The 20,325-nt window shown below is 56.6% G+C and carries 11 protein-coding genes and 2 pseudogenes; 11 read left to right on the top strand and 2 right to left on the bottom strand.

Going from position 1 to position 20,325, the window contains the following annotated elements; genetic code table 11:
- The first annotated feature begins 29 nt into the window (after positions 1–29).
- The 6 genes and pseudogenes from BBKW_RS09415 to BBKW_RS09385 all read left to right on the top strand — a co-directional run bounded on the left by BBKW_RS09415 (position 30) and on the right by BBKW_RS09385 (position 9,183).
- Positions 30–2,483: pseudogene (locus BBKW_RS09415) on the top strand (glycoside hydrolase family 36 protein).
- 509 nt (positions 2,484–2,992) lie between these two features.
- Positions 2,993–4,036 carry a LacI family DNA-binding transcriptional regulator gene (locus BBKW_RS09405; RefSeq protein WP_033501797.1) on the top strand — a complete coding sequence of 348 codons (1,044 nt, stop codon included), beginning with the start codon at positions 2,993–2,995 and terminating at the stop codon, positions 4,034–4,036.
- Positions 4,037–4,261: 225 nt separating this feature from the next.
- Positions 4,262–5,476 carry an anhydro-N-acetylmuramic acid kinase gene (locus tag BBKW_RS09400; protein ID WP_033501798.1) on the top strand — a complete coding sequence of 405 codons (1,215 nt, stop codon included), beginning with the start codon at positions 4,262–4,264 and terminating at the stop codon, positions 5,474–5,476.
- Between the two features lie 80 nt (positions 5,477–5,556).
- Complete coding sequence (locus BBKW_RS09395) at positions 5,557–7,077, top strand: sugar ABC transporter ATP-binding protein (RefSeq protein ID WP_033501799.1); 1,521 nt, start codon at positions 5,557–5,559, stop codon at positions 7,075–7,077.
- Positions 7,078–7,091: 14 nt separating this feature from the next.
- A complete protein-coding gene (locus BBKW_RS09390) occupies positions 7,092–8,096 on the top strand; it encodes an ABC transporter permease (RefSeq protein ID WP_033501800.1) in 1,005 nt (334 codons plus the stop codon).
- A 103-nt stretch (positions 8,097–8,199) separates the two neighbouring features.
- On the top strand, positions 8,200–9,183 hold the full coding sequence (locus tag BBKW_RS09385; RefSeq protein WP_003838378.1) for an ABC transporter substrate-binding protein: 984 nt from the start codon (positions 8,200–8,202) through the stop codon (positions 9,181–9,183).
- A gap of 257 nt (positions 9,184–9,440) precedes the next feature.
- Here the strand turns inward: BBKW_RS09385 and BBKW_RS09380 are convergent, their stop codons facing one another.
- Complete coding sequence (locus BBKW_RS09380; RefSeq protein ID WP_033501802.1) at positions 9,441–10,478, bottom strand: alpha-arabinofuranosidase; 1,038 nt, start codon at positions 10,476–10,478, stop codon at positions 9,441–9,443.
- Positions 10,479–10,543: 65 nt separating this feature from the next.
- Positions 10,544–11,647, bottom strand: coding sequence for a LacI family DNA-binding transcriptional regulator (locus BBKW_RS09375; protein WP_033501803.1), 1,104 nt, complete (start codon positions 11,645–11,647; stop codon positions 10,544–10,546).
- Positions 11,648–11,959: 312 nt separating this feature from the next.
- Between BBKW_RS09375 and BBKW_RS09370 the strand changes: the two genes are divergently transcribed.
- The 5 genes and pseudogenes from BBKW_RS09370 to BBKW_RS09350 all read left to right on the top strand — a co-directional run bounded on the left by BBKW_RS09370 (position 11,960) and on the right by BBKW_RS09350 (position 20,259).
- Positions 11,960–13,324, top strand: coding sequence for a glycoside hydrolase family 27 protein (locus tag BBKW_RS09370; protein WP_003838386.1), 1,365 nt, complete (start codon positions 11,960–11,962; stop codon positions 13,322–13,324).
- A gap of 16 nt (positions 13,325–13,340) precedes the next feature.
- Positions 13,341–15,698 (top strand): alpha-L-arabinofuranosidase C-terminal domain-containing protein, encoded by a 2,358-nt coding sequence (locus BBKW_RS09365; RefSeq protein WP_033501804.1) that lies wholly within the window; start codon positions 13,341–13,343, stop codon positions 15,696–15,698.
- Between the two features lie 121 nt (positions 15,699–15,819).
- Positions 15,820–16,776 carry a TatD family hydrolase gene (locus BBKW_RS09360; RefSeq protein WP_033501805.1) on the top strand — a complete coding sequence of 319 codons (957 nt, stop codon included), beginning with the start codon at positions 15,820–15,822 and terminating at the stop codon, positions 16,774–16,776.
- A gap of 224 nt (positions 16,777–17,000) precedes the next feature.
- A pseudogene (locus tag BBKW_RS09355) lies at positions 17,001–19,174 on the top strand (KUP/HAK/KT family potassium transporter).
- 200 nt (positions 19,175–19,374) lie between these two features.
- On the top strand, positions 19,375–20,259 hold the full coding sequence (locus tag BBKW_RS09350) for a class II glutamine amidotransferase (protein ID WP_033501806.1): 885 nt from the start codon (positions 19,375–19,377) through the stop codon (positions 20,257–20,259).
- Positions 20,260–20,325 lie beyond the last annotated feature (66 nt).

The raw sequence follows: 20,325 nt of genomic DNA, 5'->3' as shown, positions 1-20,325 counted from the left end.
CGAATGTTGGAGAGCGAAGGAGCTGCACTATGGCCGATGGCAACATGATTCCACTGCTTCCTCAATCGGACGGCCGTCTTGCATGGGGCAATGGCGTGATTTCCATGCTGTTTGATGTTACGGGGGATTCCCCGGTCCGGCTTGCCAATGTCGCCGGTCGAGGCATGGCCGCCGCAGAAGGGGGTTTATCGGGGGCTGTTGCGGTGGTGGAACGCGATGCGCGGCCAATCGTCGAGGTACGCGCCGCCAACACCGGATCGCAAGACAACCGTCTATCGCTGATAGCCACCGTCGCCGGCGGCAAGTTGCGTTTCGTTTCGGCCCATGCCAGCGAGCCGGCAGAGGATTCCGGCGATCCGTACCGTTTGGAAATCACCCAATTCGCCTCCTACGATGCGCTTCAGCCGATGGGCCGCGAATTCGAACCCGTTGCCACGGAACGGGACCGCCCTTCCGAAGACGCTGCCCCTTCCCCGCATTGCGAACGGGCGCAAGGCATCGAAGCATCGCCAACGATTCCCGGCAACGCTACGGATGCCCCTCAACCCGGTCTGACCGTAACCAGCGTCTTTGAAGCCTATCCGGGTCTGTCGGCCGTACGCACCCACACCAGGTTGCGCTCGCCGGAACCGTTCTCCGTCGAGGCGGTCTCCTCCATGAACCTCACCGTGCCCTTGACCGTTAACGGCGGAACGGTGGAAAGTTCCCACCTGCTCTGGGGCGACGCGGCTTGGGCCGTGGAGAACGACTGGCATATGCGGCCGCTTCGTGAAACCAGCGTGCGCGATCGTAATCAGCGCATCAACCCCGGTCAATCCAGTTCCCGTTTCGCACTGAGCTCCACCTCCATATGGAGCACTGGCATGCATGAACCGGCGGGCATCGTGTAGGTTGAGGAATCGAAGCGTCACCGTTCCCGTAAGGTCCGCGACTTTTCCGTGATGTGGCAGATCGAGCACAACGGTCCGTGGGAATGGGAGGTCGGCGAGGATGATCCGGGTCTGCATATCGCCGCGTTCGGTCCGGAATATCAGGATCATCAGTGGTTTACGAATCTAGGCGAAGGCAACGATTTCGAATCCGTGCCGGTATCGTTCGCCATCGTTGCCGGTGACTGGCAGGATGCCGTCGCGGAAATGACGCTGCAACGTCGCGCCCTGCGGGCGGCCAAGGCCCGCGAGCTGGGTCGTACCGCGGAATTCGAGCGAACGCAAGGCTTGGTGATTTACAACGATTATATGAATACGTTGTTCGGTGACCCTCGCATCGACAAGGAGCTGCCACTGGTCGAAGGTGCAGCGGGCGTCGGCGCCGACATCTTCTGCATCGACGCGGGCTGGTATGACAGCACCGACGGCGGCTGGTGGGATATGGTCGGCGAATGGCGGGCCTCCACGAATCGTTTCGGCGAAGTCGGATTGCAGGGATTGGCCGACATCATTCGCGAGCATGGCATGGGTTTGGGATTGTGGCTCGAACCCGAGGTGATCGGTGTGCAATCACCGCTCGCCAAAACGCTTCCGGACAGCGCCTTCTTCCAGCGTCATGGTGTGCGCGTGTGCGATTCCGGGCGCTATCTGCTTGATTTCCGTTCGCCTGAGGCCCGTGCGCATGTCACGCGTACCGTCGATCGGCTGATCGACGATTTCGGTGCGGTCTTCTTCAAATTCGATTACAACACCATTCCCGGGGTCGGCACCGATGTCGATGCCGGGTCGGCCGGTGAAGGTCTGCTCGCGCATTGCCGCGCCTACTTGGATTGGCTTGATGACTTGCGCCGCCGCCATCCGGATGTGATGATCGAGAATTGCGGCTCCGGAGCCATGCGCGCCGATTACGCGCAGCTGTCGCGGCTGGACCTGCAGTCGACTTCCGATCAGTGCGATCCGCTGGTGTACGCCGCCATTGCGGCCGGGGCAGGGCTGACGATTCCACCGGAACAGCAAGGCAATTGGGGCTACGCCCAAGAAGAAATGAACGATGAGACGGCCGTGTTCACGCTGGCGACTGGCGTGATGGGCCGCCTGTATCTGTCTGGATTCATCGATCGCATGACCGAACCGCGACTGAGCTTGGTGCGCGATGCCATCGCCCTGCATCGGCGGATTCTCGCCGAACAGTCCGCCCTTGTGCCGTTTTGGCCCGCCGGTCTGCCTGGTTTCAACGCGGAGTGGCTTACCTCCGGCCTGCGCCATACGGAAGCCGCCTCCCGTTGGCGGAGCGAGACGGAAGGCGGTTCATCGGATACGGGCCCTCAGACTGATTACATCATCATCTGGCGTCGAGGCGGCACCCCATCCCTCTGCATGCCTTTGGCCCAAGGTGATGAGATCGAACAGATTTTCCCCGATCCGGGCAATCCCGATCATGCACCCGAAACCAAGCCGTGGACCATTGAACGGCTCGATCCGGAAACCGTTCGTCTGACCGCGGCTGCCACCGAGTGTCCTTCGGCCCGAATCTTCGCCATTCGGCATACATAGGAGACAGGATGCATGCATGATTTCCCAGAATCGACATTTTGGGGAATCATGTTTTTCATATGTGAGATGGAGGGCTTAATGATAGGGAAATCGGCCATGCAAGATGGCAAAAGACCTGAATATACGCTCCCTAACATATGGCCTCCGTGCACGATTCGCCTGAGGACCTTTCAGGGCGAATCGTGCGCTCTCCATAACCCATGTGTCTGCCATTGGTTCGATCGGCAGTGCGTCCCGGTGCCATTCCTACCGGAAGAAAGCCTGTTCGGATCACTCCTTGCCATGGTGAACGAGTGTTGTTGCATCGGAGAAGTGTTTTTGTGATTCAACAAAGAGGGAATCAGCGGTGGGCAGAAGAGCCGTTCGCCGGAAATTCGTCATCGCAAAGTTGCTGAACGACGGAATATGTGCAATGAATCACGAGAAATCCGAAACGACACGCTGATAGTGCATGCTAAACGTTTGTGATATCTTGGAATCATCACAAACGTTTAGCAAAGGAGCGAGCGATGAATACGAGGCCGACACTCAAAGATGTGGGTGCTGCCGCCGGCGTTTCCGTGTATGTTGCGTCGCGTGCCCTTCGCGGCGAAAGCGGAGTGGCCGCATCCACACGGGCACGTGTGGAGCGCGCGGCTTCCGAGCTGGGTTACGTGCGTAATGAAATGGCTGCCGGTCTGCGTAAGAAGAACAGCCACACCGTTGGCATTCTTACTGCAAGCGGCCGAAACCAGTACTACTCCATGCTTGCTCAGGTGATTGATAGCACCCTACGTGAATATGGATACTATGCCGTGGTCAGCGACATGTTGAAGGACCGTGCGGGAATGGGTGAGCCTGAAGAACAGTCCTTGCGCCTACTGTTCGAGCAGCGCCCTGCGGCAATTGTGGCAACGTATGCCTTGAGTAAATCCGCTTTGAAGATCATAGAATCGTTCCATGTGCCGGTTGTTTTTGTGGATTCCCCTTCGGCAGTGGCTGGAGAATGGCCTTTTGTCGGAAGCGACAATCGGCAGGCGGGAAAAATCGCCGGCGATTACTTGGGGGGTTTGGGGCACAAGAATATTGCGGCGGTCTCTTATCCGTCTTCCTGGCCTACCTGCAAGGCTCGTATCACAGGTCTTCGTGAAGCCGCCGAACGTTGCGGAGCTGATGTGACGGTGGTGGAGTGCGACAACAACCCTGAGTCCGCTTACGAAAACATGTCTCGCAAACTTCAGGAGAGCGACGGTTCATCCCGTTGCGATGCGGTATTCGCTCTGAACACGATGATGGCGATGGGGTCTTTCCGCGCTTTGCAGGAGAACGGCTTCCATATCGGTCGCGATATCTCGTTGATTGCCATGGATGATTTCGACTGGGCTCCTATGCTCACTCCTCCGCTGACGGTCATTTCACAGAATATGGATGAGATTGGCCGACAGGCAGGCCGTTTCGTGGTGGATGCCATTCGTGGCAATGCATTGGCCGGGCAAAACCTCATCATTCCGGTAAGGCTGATTGAGCGCCGTTCGTGTGTGAATTGGAATGAAAACACAGAGAGGAGCAGTTGATAACAACCAAGGTTTTTCGATAGTGTCGAAGGATTTCGACTGCGAAGTTGCAATTCGGTAATCCAGTTGATTCGACGAATTCTTCGTGTGGGATGAACTGTGGGCTGACGCCATCGATTGGCGGAGGCGGGTTCTCCTCTTCTCATCGGCATTGGGCAGTACAACGTTTGCCATGCTGAGAAAATAAACGTTTAGCATATCAATTATCAACAAAGGAGTACAACCATGGCATATGCAATCGGTCTGAACAGCGGATCCTCATTTGACGGTGTCGACGCCGTACTTATTGAGATCAATCAGGCTGAAGACGGCAGTGTTCTGCCGCCGAAGTATATCGATGCCTTGTCCATCGACTGGCCGGAAGACATTCAACAGCAGGTGCTTGCGGCATTTGACGATACCCTGGGTATTTTCAAACTGACCCGTCTGAACTATGTATGTGGCGCAGTGTTCGCGCAAGCTGCTTCTGAATTGATGAAGAAGCACAACCTCACCGGCAAGGATATCGACGTCATCGGGTACGACGGCCAGACCATTTACCAGGAACCGCCGGAACATGACCAGATGAAGCAGTACGATGCATCCTCTCCATTCTACGAGATGTGGACCAAGTACGGATATCCCTGTGGTCTGCAAATCGGTGAACCGGGTGTGGTGTCCGTGCTGACCGATGCCCCAGTCGTAACGCAGTTCCGTAGCGTAGACCATACGTTGCAGGGTACGGGCGCTCCGTTGATGCAATACTTTGACTATGTGCTGTTCCGCAACGACAAGCCAACCGCGACTCTGAACATCGGAGGCATCTCTAACTGCCATGTCGCCTGCGCTGATCGTTCCAAGATGCGCGCATTCGATTGCGGTCCGGGCAATGTCATGATCGATCAGGCCATGCGCGTACTGTATGGCAAGGAATATGACGCCAACGGCGAAGTCGCCGCACAGGGCACCGTCAATGAGGAGATGCTTGCCGAGATGCTCGAGCATCCGTTCTTCAAACGCGAGATTCCAAGATGCGCATGGCGTCTCGATTTCGGTGCCGAGTACACCCAGTCGATGCTCGATAAGTACGCCAACCTGTCCAGTGAGGATAAGCTGGCCACCATCACCGCGTTCAGCGCCGAGGCCATCGCCCGTGCGTTCAGTGAATTCATTCTCCCGACGGGCTTGGGCGTTGATCGCTTGATCGCTTCCGGCGGTGGCGTGCGTAACGCTACATTGATGAAGATGATTGCCGAACGCCTGCCAGAAGGCGTCAAGTTGGAAACTTCCGACGTCATCGGCATTCCGCCGCAGTATAAGGAGGCTATCAAGTTTGCTACGATCGCCTTCTCTACGAAGCGTAGCATCGCCGACAACATTCCGGCGGCATGCGGTGCGACGAAGTTCGGCGTGCTTGGCAAGCTGGTGCTTCCGCCGAGCCAGGCCAAGCTGACCGACTGATGCATTCTATATCCAATCGGTAATTGGTCGGTGCGGAAGCGCAGGGCTCCTGCGCCGACCATATCAAATCTGGAGCAAATATGATCGATTCCACTACTGACCGGACTTCTTTGCTGTTGGAAGTGTCCAACGTCACCAAGAAGTTTCCTGGAGTCCTTGCACTTGATGGAGTGTCATTGAAGATCCGCCCCGGCGAAGTCCATGCTCTGATGGGTGAGAACGGTGCTGGAAAATCGACGCTGATGAAAATCATCGGAGGAATCCACAAGGCAAACGGGGGTACGATTACCTTCAAAGGCCAACCCTACCAGCCGGATGGGCCTGCCGATGCACAATCCAAAGGCGTCAGTCTGATACATCAGGAGCTCAATCTGGTGCCGGACCTCACAGTGGCCCAGAACATTTTCCTCGGGCGTGAACCGATGGGCAAGACAGGCGTATTCCTCTCCGAGGAACAGGCTGCTGCCAAAGCGGACGAGCTGCTTAAATCCATCGGCGTGACTTTCAGTTCCAAAGTGTTGGTGCGCGATCTGCCGGTAGCCAGCCAGCAGATGGTGGAAATCGCCAAGGCGATTTCTTTTGATTCCCAGCTTTTGGTGATGGACGAGCCGACGGCGGCCCTAACCGATCGCGAGGTAGATGCACTGTTCAAGCTCATTCACGATTTCGTCTCCCCAACGACTGCGGTAATCTATATCTCGCATCGTATGGAGGAGCTGATGCGCATATCGAACCGCATCACCGTATTCCGCGATGGGCGCTTTGTCAAAGAAGTCAAGACGGAGGAGACCAGCAGAGATGAAATTGTCAAGCTCATGGTCGGCCGAGACATCACTGCCTACTCCCGTCCGTCGGCTCGAGTCGAAGGCGCACCTGCCGCGATGAGCGTGCGAAACATCACGAATGCGATGGTCAAGGATGCATCATTTGATGTCTATCCTGGAGAAATCCTAGGATTTGGTGGTTTGGCTGGCGCCGGGCGAACCGAACTGGCTCGTGCCATTATCGGGGCTGACTCCCGTAGCGCAGGACAGGTGATGGTTGGCGGCAAGACCGTTGACATACGCAGACCATCCGATGCAGTGGAAGCCGGAATAGCGTATCTGTCTGAAGATCGCAAACAGTATGGTCTGGTTCTCGACAAAACGATTGATGACAATGTTGCGCTCGCCTCGCTGAAGAACTATGTCAATGCGATTGGCTGGATCCGAGATACGGCAATCGCAAGGACATCGAAGCAATATATCGATGCGTTGAGTATCAAAACCCCGAGCTCAAAACAGTTGGTGAAAAACCTGTCCGGCGGCAATCAGCAGAAAGTGGTCATTGCAAAATGGCTTGCGCGCGATTGCGACGTACTGATCTTCGACGAGCCGACCCGAGGCATCGACGTGGGAGCTAAACAGGAAATCTATGAACTTCTGGATGAACTCGCGCACGATGGTCATGCCATCATCGTGATTTCGTCCGAGCTCGAGGAATTGCTTCGAGTCTCCGACCGCATCCTGGTGATGTGCAACGGATCCATCACCGGCGAACTTGACCATAGCGAGGCGACTCAGGAAAACATCATGGAGCTCGCCACCACATTCCGTAAATAGACAAAGGAGTCAAAATGACGTCGACCAATGAAACCCTCGATATGGCGAAGAACTCTTTGCGCAAGCGGTTCAACTCCAATTCGTTGCAGCAGTTGCTGATTTTCGCTACATGGATTGTGCTCCTCATCGGATTTTCCATCGCCGATCCGCACTTCATGCGCATGGGCAATATCGTAGCGCTGCTACTGGCTTCCGCGGTGACGGGCATTCAGGCGCTTGGTGTGACATTCACCATCGCCACGGGTGGCATCGATATCACTCCTGGCCTGGGCATGGCCATGACGGGCGTCATCACTGCCATGTGCATGACGGCATTCCATCTGCCCATTTGGCTGGCGGTATTGGCCGGCATCCTTTCCGGTGCGGTGCTTGGTTGGATCAACGGTCTGCTCATTGCGGGTTTTGGCGTTCAGCCCATGATTGCGACATTGGCGATGATGCTGGTTGCGCAAGGCGTCGCACTGATTTTGTCCGGTTCCAAGCCCGTATATACCACTGATGAAGTTGGCTTCGACCGAATCGCACGCGGCACGCAGATTTTGGGAATTCCCAATGCAGTGTGGATCTTCCTCGCCGTAGCTGTGATTTCGTGGATTGTGCTGAACAAGACCCGACTGGGCCGGTATGCACTATCCATGGGTTCCAACGAAGAAGCCACCCGTATGTCCGGCGTGAACGTACGTCGTTGGAAGTGGGCCGTCTACGTTCTGGCGGGTTGCTTTACCGGCCTGTCCGGCGTGGTGATGACTTCGCGTCTGTCTGCGGCTCAGCCAGCTACTGGCTCCGGATATGAGATGTACGCCATCGCGGCAGCTGTCATCGGCGGTGCCTCTCTTGCCGGTGGACGGGCCTCCATTACGGGTACCGTAATCGGTGCGTTGATTATCACCACGATCAACAATGGTCTGCAAATCATGTCCGTGCCTGACCCATGGCAGAAGGTGTTCCTCGGCATTGTGGTCATCGCCGCAGTCCTGGTCGACATCTATCGGCAGCACAATGCCAAAAAGGCCAAATGATCGGTCAAGTTCACGGCACTCATGACAGTGCTGTCTACACGGTATTCATAACTGAACAACGATTATCAAACAGATTCATCCTGACAACTACAAGGAGACTTCAATGAAGAAGAGTAAGTATATCGCTTTGGCTGCGGTCGCCGCTTTCACCGTTGCTCCTCTCAGTGCCTGCGGCGCTGGGCAGTCCAATGGCAGCGAATCCAAGAATTATGAGATTGCAATGGTGGCCAAGGGCTTTTCGCAAAGCTTCTGGGTTTCGGTGCACCAGGGCGCAGACGATGCGGCGGCGAAGTATGGTGCGACGGTCACCTTCAATGGTCCAGACAATGACAGTCAGGTGGATAAGCAGGCCGATATGGTGCAGAATGCGATCAATAAGTCACCGGATGCCGTGGCCATCGCTCCACTCGATGAAGCCGCCCTTACGCCGGCCGTGCAAAGCGCGAAGAGTGCCAGCATTCCTTTGTTCGCCTTCGACACCGCGTTTGAAACGAATGCTGATGCCATCACCTCCACGGTGAAAACCAGCAATAGGGAAGTCGGCAAGGTCGCTGCTGAGAATCTGATTGCACTGTTGAATGGCAAAGGCAAGTATGCTGTGATTGCGCACAGCCAGACCGACGCTACATCCACGGAACGCCGTGACGGCTTTTTGGATTATATGAAGAAGAATGCTCCAGATATGGAGATGGTCGGTGAGGTGCAGTACAGCAATGCCGATCAGGCGAAAGCTCAAGACATTGCCAGTGCCATTCTGCAAGCGAATCCGGATCTCGACGCTATTTTCGCGACGAATGAAGCCACCGTTGTGGGAGCCGCCACTCCTGTCGAATCTGCCTTGAAGTCAGGGCATAAGGTGCTGCTCGTAGGTGTGGATTCCGGCAAGGCGCAGCAACAGTACATTCGTGATGGGGTGATTAGCGGTTCCGTGTCGCAGAATCCGTATCAGATCGGGTACAAGACCATCGAGAACGCGGTCAAGAGCCTCAACGGTGAAAAGATCGACAAGGTCATCGATTCGGGGTGCTTCTGGTACAACGCAGATAACATTGACGATGATGATGTACAGCAGGCTATGTATGAGTAAGGCACGCAGATAAGGCATCACTCAGATTTGTTGTCGTGCACAATTGTCCGGAATGACCGTTCCGGGCAATCGTGCATTTGTTTTTCCTTGAAATCACGTGAATCGATATCTTCCAAATGGGAATATTCCACTTAGGGGGTTATGGATCGAGGTTCTCATCCCATGGCCTCCGTGCACGATTCGCCTGAGGACCTTTCAGGGCGAATCGTGCACGGCCCAGCCGTCCGGTCCATGCCCGGACGAGCGTCTTCCAATCCTTATAGGCTGAAGGCGGCCTGTACGGCGTCATATTCGGCGGATGTAATCGGCAGAATCGCACCGTGACGCTTCTTCAAAGTGCCGAAATCGATATCGTCGGCACGCTGCCAATCGGCGGGATCGTGCGAGGCGAGCGAAGCGGTGCGGAACGACAGATAACCCTTGGCTTCCGCGTACTGATCGCACATCAGGCCGAACGGCATGTTCCTTCCGGCCGCTTCATGTATGTCCGCATCGTTGTAGCGGAACAGTTCCGGACCTTCCAGATAGTGCATGGAGTAACGCCCATTGCCGAAGATGTCGGTGAGCGTGCCCACATATGACCATTCATTCGGATCGTCGGTGCGCAACACCTCGTAGGTTACCGCGTACGGGTTGCGCGTGCGTTCGATGGTGATTTCCGAATCCTTGGATGCGCGATACCACCAGCCATCATCGTCGAGCAGCATGGTCGAGTCGATGATGACGTTCTTGCGGTCGATCCATTTGACCGGATCGGAAAACGTGACGAAATCGCGCGTGGTCGCGTAATACACGTTCGTCGGGTCACCCAACTCGTTAGCCAGCGGATTGTCTGGTTCCTCGATGTTGCATTGGGTGGACCAGAACACGATCCACTGTTCGCGGACCGGATCCCAATTGGCTTCCGGTGCCCAAGCCATGCCGGCTCCCGGAATCTTGGAGGCGACATCCACTAGGCGCGGTTCGCTCCAGTGCACAAGATCGGGGGAGTCCCAGATCACCAGACCGGTCGAGCCGTTCGTGGTCGCGCCGTCGTTCGGCCCCCAGCCGCCGCGATAATAGATGCTCAGATCGGTGGCCACGATATGGAACCCACCGCGCGGGTCGCGTGTGATGTGCGGGTCGCGCACACCCTGTTCGCCGTTCAGCCATTGCAATGCCGGTTTGCCGGCGGGGCGAAGATCCTGCCAGTGCACGCCGTCGCGACTCAGCGCGAAATACAGCTGTTCGTCGGTCGGCGTTTTCTCGTCGCCGATGAAATGCACGAAAATGTAGGCTTCTGTGGTGGTGTTCATGGGTGTTCCTTTGTCTGTGGCCTTCCCCGTCAGGGGAAGATGGCTCGAGGATCAGGGGAAGGTGTTTAGAGGAGGTGAGGCGCGGTGGATTCGCGTTCCACCAGTTGGTATCCGATTGTGGCTCGGCTTGGCGGTAACGGCTCGGCGTCCTCTTCTCCTCGGCGTTCGACGCGTTCGGCGATCATGTCAAGCACGAACTTGGCAAGCTGATTGAGATCCACCTCGATGGTGCTCAGCGAAGGTGTGGCGTACGATCCGCTGGTCACGCCGTCGAATCCGATCACCTGCACGTCTTGCGGTACGCGGATGCCATGATCGGCAAGACCCCGGATTACGCCGAACGCGGCGAAATCATTTGCGCAGCATACGCCGTCGAATGGCGGGTCGGCCCCTTCTCCGACGTCGGCGTTTCCGCGCGTCGCCAGAATCTGCTGCGCAATCGCATGCCCTGCGGCGATGCCGTCTTCGGCGCTGCCCGCTTCGAAAACGGTGGTTTCGTCATATGGCAATCCTGCGTCCAGCAGTGCGTTGCACGCGCCGCGGAGACGCAGCAGAAACGCATTCTGCGCGTGGGCCAGGTCGGCGCGTTTGGTAAAGGCATGGCCCACGATTGCGATTTTGCGGCATCCATGGTCGATCAGATGCTGGGCCGCCGCGCGTTCGGCCTCCTCGTTGGGAAAGTTCACGGCATCGACGGTCGGTGTCTCCTCGCAGGCGTCCACCAGTACGAACGGCCTGCCGCCGTTCAGCTTGGCGAGTGGCAGATTCGTACCTAGGCCGGTGGCATGCAGGATCTCACCGTCGAATAATTGTCCGGAGAACGGATTGCTGGTCAGCGCGTGCGCGGCGGCGTCGGCGGAATAGCGCGTCTGTTCGATGAACGGCGTGAGCCCGCGTGCCACGATTTCGTTACTCAGTGCCTGCGTGAGTTTCGAATAGAACGGTGAGTCGAATTCGTTGACGATGACGTGGATGATGTTGCTGCGGCCGGATTTCAGCATGCTGGCGGTCAGATTGATGCGGTAATCCAGCTTTTTTGCCGCAGCGAGCACTCTAGCCCGTGTCGATTCCTTGACGCCCGTTTTGCCGCGCAGCGCATTCGAGGCGGTCATGGGGGAGACCCCGGCCGCGGCAGCTACGTCGCGCAGCGTCGGCTTGCTGGTTGCCATAGATGGCCTCCTCGATGAATGAACTACTGATTATATGTAACGATATTATATATTTTCGTTGCTGTAAAATCGGAGTTTCTTATCTGAAAAATGCTGAAAAATCAGCAGACTCACCGAATGGTTGCGCAATTTGTGCGATGCTGAAACCTTATTAGAATATGTACCGTTACATATAGTGATTGTCGGGAAGGACCGACGATTGCGACCATGGAATACGGAACGTATGCCGAGCGATCGCACAGATCGGACAAACAAAGGAGCGGCTCGATGACGACACTGCCTGACACATCGCTGAAGGCCTGGCGACCACCAATGGGCTGGAACAGCTGGGATTCCTATGGCACCACGATCACCGAAGACGAGGTGCTCGCCAACGCGCGATTCATGGCGGAACATCTGAAGGCCGCCGGCTGGGACACGCTGGTAATCGACGCCGGTTGGTTCGATCCCAACGCCCACGCCCACGGATATTCCGACGGTACGCCACTATGCATCGATGAATACGGCCGGCAGTTGCCCGACGAACGTCGTTTCCCGAGCTCCGCCGAAGGCAAAGGGTTCGGCCCGCTCGCCGATGCGGTGCATGAGCTTGGTCTGAAACTCGGCGTGCATGTGATGCGAGGCATTCCGCGTCAGGCCGTACACGAAAATCTGCCGGTGAAAGACACCGATCTCACCGCGCGGGATGTCGCCGACACCGAGCACAACTGCGTGTGGAACCACGACAACTACGGTCTGAAGCGTGGTGATGCCGGCGCTCAGGCCTGGTATGACGCGCAAGTCGACCTGTTCGCCTCATGGGGCTTGGATTTTCTGAAGGTCGATGACATGCAGACGCCATTCTTCCCGGAAGAGATCGAGGCCTACCATAATGCCATCGCGAAGGCGGAAAAGCGGTATGGCCGCCGGATCACGCTCTCGCTGTCGCCGGGCGGCTGGGTGGCCAGCACGCATGTCGATTTTCTGCGAGACGTTGCGCAGATGTGGCGCATTTCCGACGATCTGTGGGATCGGTGGGAAGACATTTTCCAGCAATTCCCTCGCCTGGCACGTTGGGCACCGCTGCAACGGACCGGCCATTGGGCCGATGCCGACATGCTGCCGCTCGGTCATATCGGATTGCGTGCCGAACGCGGCGACGACCGGCAGTCACGGCTGACGCTCGATGAGCAGAAGACGCTGCTGACATTGTGGTGCATGGGCCGTTCGCCATTGATGGTCGGCGGCGATCTGCCTACCAGCGATGATGACACGATTGCACTGCTCACCAATCCCGCATTGCGTGAAGTGACGGCCGGCTCCGCCAACAACCGTGAGATTGTGCGCGAACGGCTGTTTTCCGAATGGAACGTCGAAGACAGCTATATCGGCGACCTCATCGTATGGACCGCCGACGCGGTCAAATGGGCCGACGGCACGCCTTGCGCACATCCGGGCAGCCATTATGGAGCGATCTTCTGGACCGGCGACGAACCCTATGAGCTCAAAGGCAACATCCAACTGCAAAGCTTCGTCGGCATCGCCGACCGGAATCGCGACTGGACACTTGCCGACCTGTGGGCAGACGCTCCCGGAACCCCATCCGACATACGCATCGAAGGCGAGGGGGAAGACCGCGTGATCCGCGGGACCATCCCTGCCCACGGCGCACTCTGGTTCGCCATCCGTCCCCTCTGAGAAAAGGAACAAGAACATGGACAAGCTCACCGCAATCCTGAACAAGGCAGGCGTACGCAACATCAGCACCGACCTGTGGGGCATTTTCTTCGAAGACATCAGCTACTCCGGCGACGGCGGCCTGAACGCCGACCTCGTACAGAATGGCGCCTTCGAATACAATCGCGCCGATGCCGCCGACTGGAGCAACTACAGTTTCTGGCGCAAAATCGTGCCCGCCGGCTCCTTCGCAGCCTTCGACGTGCTCACCGACAATCCGGTAGCCGAAGAAAACCCGCACTATGCGTCCGTTGAAGTCGAACAGGCGCCGGCTTCGCTTGAAAATATCGGCTGGGACGGCATGGTCTTCCGTGCCGGCGAAACCTACGATTTCTCCGCATGGATGCGTATTTCCAACAATTGCGAAGCTTCCGCACTTCCCGTCACCGTCGCTCTGATTGACGACGATGGAAATGCGATTGCAGAACAAGATATCACCGTCGATTCCAACGATTGGCGTAAGCAAGAGGTTTCGCTGACGGTTTCCGGTGAGAGCAATGCCATCGTTGTACATGAAGGCGCTTTGCGACTCACCTTCACCACGGAAGGTACCGTTGATCTTGATTTCGTTACCCTCGAACCACGCACCACCTACAACGGGCTCAAGCATTTCCGTCCCGATTTGGTCAAGGCGCTCGCCGACCTGCAGCCGCGCTTCATGCGCTTCCCGGGCGGCTGCATCACCCACGGTCTTGGCATGGATAACATGTACCACTGGGATCGCACCATCGGTGATGTTGAGCATCGGCCGCACAATTTCAACCTGTGGGGATATCACCAGTCGTTCCGTATCGGCTACTACGAGTATTTGTGCCTGTGCGAAACCATTGGCGCGAAGCCGCTACCGGTGCTGCCCGCTGCCGTGAGCTGCCAGAATACCAGCCAAGGTCCGGTGCCGATCGCGCAGAAAGACATGCCGGCATACATCGATGAAGTGCTGCATTTGGTCGAATTCTGCAATGGCGACGCCGCAACCACCGAATGGGGTGCCAAGCGTGCCGCCATGGGTCATCCGGAACCGTTCAACCTTGAATATTTGGGCATTGGCAACGAAGATCTTATCGATGACGTGTTCAAGAACCGCTTCCAGCAGATCTTCGACGAGGTCAAGGCCGCCTACCCGGATATTGTTGTGGTTGGCACGGTCGGTCCGGCTCCGAGTGGCCCCGACTATGAGGCTGGTTGGCAGTATGCACGTGAAGCCGGTATTCCCATTGTTGACGAGCATTCCTACCAGTCTTCCAGCTGGTGGTTCCACAATCTCGACCACTACGACACCACGGATCGTGAAGGCCCGAAGGTGTACTTGGGCGAGTATGGTTCGTGGAACACACAGCTGATCAACGGTCTTTCTGAAGCGGCGTTCATGGGTCGCATGGAATTGAACGGCGATGCAGTGGTTATGTCTTCGTATGCGCCGCTGTTTGCCAAGAACGGGCATCACAGCTGGAATCCTGATCTGATCTACTTCGACAACGAACGTACCTACCTGCCGTACAGCTACTGGGTGCAGCAGATGTATGCCACCACCACGTCCGATACCGCATGGCCGGTTGCAGTGGAAGGCAAGACCACGCTGCGTCGCGAACTGCCGTCGACGGTCGGCTTGCGTTTGGAAGGCTCTGCTCACGCCGACATCACCGACTTCAGCGTCGACACTGCTGATGGTCGCCATATTGAGCTTGAAGACTGCCATTACGCGGGCAACGGTCCGAAAGCCACGAATCTGAACATCGACGCCGACGCCTACACCATCAACGCCACCATCACCTATTATCAGGGTCGTTGGGGTCTGCAGCTGGTGCACGGCGACATCAACGGCAAGAACTACAACATCACGTCGCTCGGCCGTGCCTTCGAGATCAAGGTGGTGCGCGACGGCACCGCCTACAATCTCGACGGCACCGAATGGTCCATGGACGAAGTGTTCCCCGGAACCGTGTGGCAGGTGCGCATCGAAGTGACCGATCGTGGCGAAAGCATGAAGCTGTATATCGATGGAGAGCTTGTTGCGCAAGGTGTTGAAGAGCCGGAAGAGCCTCGTCGTACCGTCACTGTGGCTCGTAACGATGCCGAGGGAGTCACTTACGTGCGTATCGTCAACGCGCTCGATGCCGAAGCTGAAGTGGATGTGACTCAGGTGCTTGACGAGCTTGGTGTTTCCGCGGAATCCCGCGCTTCGGCAACTGCCACTGTGCTTGCCGGAGCCGATCCGTACGCTGGTGAAATCGGCAAGTCCTCACCAACCGTTCCAGTCGGAATCTCGCTTGACCTAACCAGCGGCATCTACACCGCCCCCTCCTGGTCCTTCACCACCCTCACCCTCCATGACTAATCGCGGAAAGCGTTTCAGCGCTACATCGCAAAACATATAGAGGTGCGTTGGTTAATCCCACTGCCATCGATGAATAACGCGGCTTCCGAAGCAAGACTGCCATCGAGCGTAGGCTGGAGGTATGAGCAAACACCATCGTGACCGCAGCTGGGCGCCAGCACCGCAACCACTTCCCGAGAATGCGCACGTCATCGACAACCACACGCATGTGGCGTCCGTCGTGCCGTTCTCGCAGGCCATGAGCCATGAAGCGCAAGAAAAAGGACAGCCGGAAGTTCCCATATACAGCGTCGACGAGCTGCTGAACCAGGCGCAACAAGTCGGCGTCGAAGGCGTCATCGACTGTGGATGCGAACTGCCGAACCTCATGACAGCCATCGATATGGCACGCGAACACCCCGAAACCGTGCACGCGGCCATCGCCATACACCCCAACGAATCCGTGCTCCACGGCCATCGTGGAGTGCCCGGACCAGACGGACTTCCGCTCAAATACAAACCCTGGCACGACACCAGCTTCGAAGACGCCATGGCCGAAGTACACCGTCTTGCTATCACCTACCCCAATCAGGTTGTGGCCATAGGCGAAACCGGCATGGATCTCTTCCGTACCGGCGAAGCCGCCAAAGAACTTCAGCGGGAAGCTTTCCGTGCGCACATCGCGCTCGCCAAGGAATTGAACCTGCCCATGCAGATCCATGATCGCGATTCACACAAGGAAGTCATCGAAACGCTGCTGGCGGACGGCGCTCCCGAACGGACCGTGTTCCACAGCTATTCCGGTGATGCCGAAATGGGTGAGATCGCGCGCGAAAACGGTTGGTATCTCAGCCTTTCGGGCACATCCAGCTATAAGGGTAACGATGGTATACGCGAGTCGGCGCGCATTGTCGGATTGAGCCATGTCATGGTCGAAACCGATGCCCCCTACCTAAGTCCGATGCCATATCGTGGTCGCACCAACGCGCCGTACATGATTCCCTACACCCTGCAGTCGTTGGCGAATTATCTCGATAAACCGCTGACGGAAGTCGCGCAGGCAGCACGAAAGACTACGCGCGAAGTGTACGGAATCTGAACAAATTCCGAAAATCGACAGGATGGAAACGATTTATCCGAAAATAAGAGAAAAACAAGAGGAAAAATAAGAAAAAGAAACCCACAGGAAGTCTACTTCGTGCGAGATCAGGAATCGCAAGAAACAATGTGAAGATTTGACAAGACTTCGTAAGGCTCCTAACGTGCCTTTTTGCGTTTATTTTGGGGAGTGGGTTGGAAGGCCCGCCACTTGGAGGTAGCGTTATGGCTAACGAGCCGAACGAGGATGAGCCGCTGTTTCACGCAGCCACATACACGCAGGCTCCGAAGGTTTCGCACAAGGTGCTGACCAAGGAAGAGCGACAAGTGCTGATCAAGCAGCACGAGGAGAAGCAGCAGGAGGCTGCTCACCTTGACCAGGTGGCCAGCAAGGGTCCCATCGGCCGTTGGTGGAGCCGTCTGCAATCCGGGCCGAACAGAATCACGCCCGCCATGGCGATTGTGGCGTTAGGCGTGGTATATGGCGATATCGGTACCTCGCCGCTGTACACCAGACGTTCCTCAACGGGCAGGGCGGACTTGCGCATGCCGACCGCGAAGCCGTACTTGGCGTGCTTTCGTTGGTGTTCTGGTCAATCACGCTTATCACCACCGTCAAATACGTATTGATCGCCATGCGCATCGACAACAAGGGCGAAGGTGGCATTTTCGCGCTGTACTCGTTGGTTCGGAAGTACGGTGCATGGCTTGCGATTCCTGCCATGCTTGGCGGAGCCGCGTTCCTCGCCGATTCCGTGCTTACCCCGGCCGTGTCCATCAGCTCGGCAGTGGAAGGCTTGGAAACGCTACCGGCTTTTGAAAAACTTTTTACTGAAAACAAGCAGCTGACTCTGATGATCACCGCGGCCATCATTCTGATGCTGTTCTCTGTGCAGTCGCGTGGCACTGAGCGTATCGGCAAAGCGTTCGGTTCGGTCGTGCTTGTCTGGTTCTCGTTCTTGGCGGTTGTCGGCTTGGCGAATCTCAGTCAGTATTGGAGCGTGTTCGCGGCGCTTAACCCCGTGTATGGTGTTAGATTCCTGTTCAGCAGTCATAATGCCGCTGGCCTTGCCATCATGGGTACGGTGTTCCTGTCAACCACCGGTGCCGAAGCGCTTTATTCCGACATGGGTCACGTTGGCCGTGGCAACATCTATTTCACGTGGCCGTTCATCAAAGTCGCGCTTGTGCTCTGTTATTTCGGCCAAGGCGCATGGATGCTCAATCATTGGGATGATTCGGCGTATATCCGCACGCACGGTTTGAACCCGTTCTTCGAAATGATGACGCCCAGCGTGCGTTACGTGGCCGTCGTGCTTTCCGTGGTCGCGGGCGTCATCGCCTCGCAGGCGTTGATTACCGGCGCATTCACGATGGTGTCTGAAGCCACCCATCTGAACTGGATGCCGCATCTTCAAGTCCGTTATCCGGCCCGTACCCGCGGTCAGCTGTACATTCCTGTGGTCAATGTGGTGCTATGCGTTTCCACGCTGTTGGTTTTGGCGCTATTCCGCGATTCCGAGCATATTTCCGCGGCGTATGGTCTGGCGTTGACCATCACCATGATCACCACCACCATTCTGCTCGCCGTCTACATATGGCATTCGGGGCGTCGTATCGGAGCGGTCGTATTCACCGTGTTGTTCCTTGCGATCCAATTCATGTTCTTCTTCGCTTCCATGGCGAAGTTCCTGCATGGTGGTTGGTTCACGATGTTGCTTACCTTCGCGATTCTGCTGGTTATGTACACGTGGAACGAAGGCACGAAGCTGGAACGTGCGCAGCGTCGTCATATGCAGCCCGCCGAATGTCTACCGGTGTTGAAGCGGCTGCATGATGACGATACGATTCCATATTTTGCAGACAATATCGTCTACCTCACGTCGGATCCGGAAACGAAGCGTATCGATACCGATATCTTCTTCTCGATTTTCGCCGACCATCCAAAACGTGCCCGCGCTTGGTGGGCGGTTTCCGTCGAGACCGCCGATGAGCCGTTCACCCGCGAGTATTCGGTTGAGAATTTCGGCACGGATTACATGTTCCGTGTTCGCATTCGGCTTGGTTTCAAGGTTTCTCAGTCGATTCCAGCTTACATTCATCAGATCATGAACGATTTGTCGAAGTCTGGGGATCTGCCGAGGCAGGAAAGCCGCTATCCGAAGCTCGATGCTGACCCGAATATCGGTCCGATTCGATATGTGCTGATTCACAAGGCGCTTATGCCTGAGTCGAAGGTGTCGCAGCGTGGCGCGATTTCTTTGGAAGTCAAGTATGCGATTCGTCGTCTTGCGGGATCTCCGGTCAAATGGTTCGGCCTTGCGCCTTACAATCCGCTGATTGAGATACAGCCGCTGTTCCTCGCGACTCAGCGTCCTCCGCGGCTAAAGCGCGTGTGAAACAAGCCGTGAAACGGGCTGTGCGATGATGGTGATCGTATCCGCCATCGTCGTGCAGCCCGTTTTCGTAGGGCATTTTGTAGGTTTTGCATGGTCTTATCGCGAAGAATCGTTGGAATCCCGCTGTTTTTCGCACGCTATAAGCAATGTCGATAGCCATATGCGCGCGTTGCATCACAAGCCCTGTAGAGTAATCAACCATGTGCAGATTACTTGGATTCGCGGCAGCCGGAAGCAACACCAGTCTCAATGGCGTGCTCGGCATGCAGACCGTACGCGATTTCCGGAATCTGAGCGAAATCCACAACGATGGCTGGGGTTCCGCACTGGTCACCGTGCCGAGCGAGTCGCCGTACCTGCGTGACGGTGGCGCTCCCACTCCGGAAACCGGCACCGCCATCTATAAGAACACGATCGCGGCCCGACATGATCCGATTTTCGACGAGCTTGCGAACACTCCGGCTCGTGGAGGCCTGTGGCACTTGCGTTTGGCCAGCTCGAACCTGCCGCTGATTCTCGAGAACCAGCAGCCGTTCTACGCCAACGGATTGAGCTTCATCCACAATGGCGATATCTCCGACGATCAGGGCCGCAATATCATCACCAACCGTGCGTTCCCGGTCGATCCGAACATCGTGCAGTCCACCGGCGGCCGTTCCGATTCCGCCATTTTCTTCGCAGTGATTCTGCAGTACATCGGTTTTGGTTTCGCACTCGACGAGGCGGTCGCGCAGGCTGTGCGCGAACTGCGCAAAAGCTATCCGAAGTCCAGCTACAACTGCATGATCCAGAGCCAAGACCAGTTCATCGCTCTGTGCGCGGCCGGTCGTGAGGTCACGTCCAAGCGCATCGTGGAAATCTACGACCAGTACGGCCGTGGCAACCAGGCGCATGACTATCGTGTGATGCGCTATCGTACGCTCGGTGAATCCGAAGCGGATCATGCTGCAGGCCAGCCGAAGGGCGTGGTTGTGGCCAGCTCCGGTTTCGATCAGTGTGCCGAAGATGGATGGACTCGTTTGGAAAACGATCAGATGATCATCGCTTCCAACCGTACCGGCGCATTTCGCGTGCGTTCCATCTGAAATCCGTATTTCGGAATTTCCGACTGGAATTTTCATCTGGGATTCCCAGACATTTTTTTCGACCGG

It is taken from the genome of Bifidobacterium catenulatum subsp. kashiwanohense JCM 15439 = DSM 21854 (genome assembly GCF_001042615.1).
GTDB classification, from domain to species: Bacteria; Actinomycetota; Actinomycetes; order Actinomycetales; family Bifidobacteriaceae; genus Bifidobacterium; species Bifidobacterium catenulatum.
The sequence above is the reverse complement of the archived record's forward strand: the minus strand, read 5'-3'. Positions and strand labels throughout refer to the sequence as shown.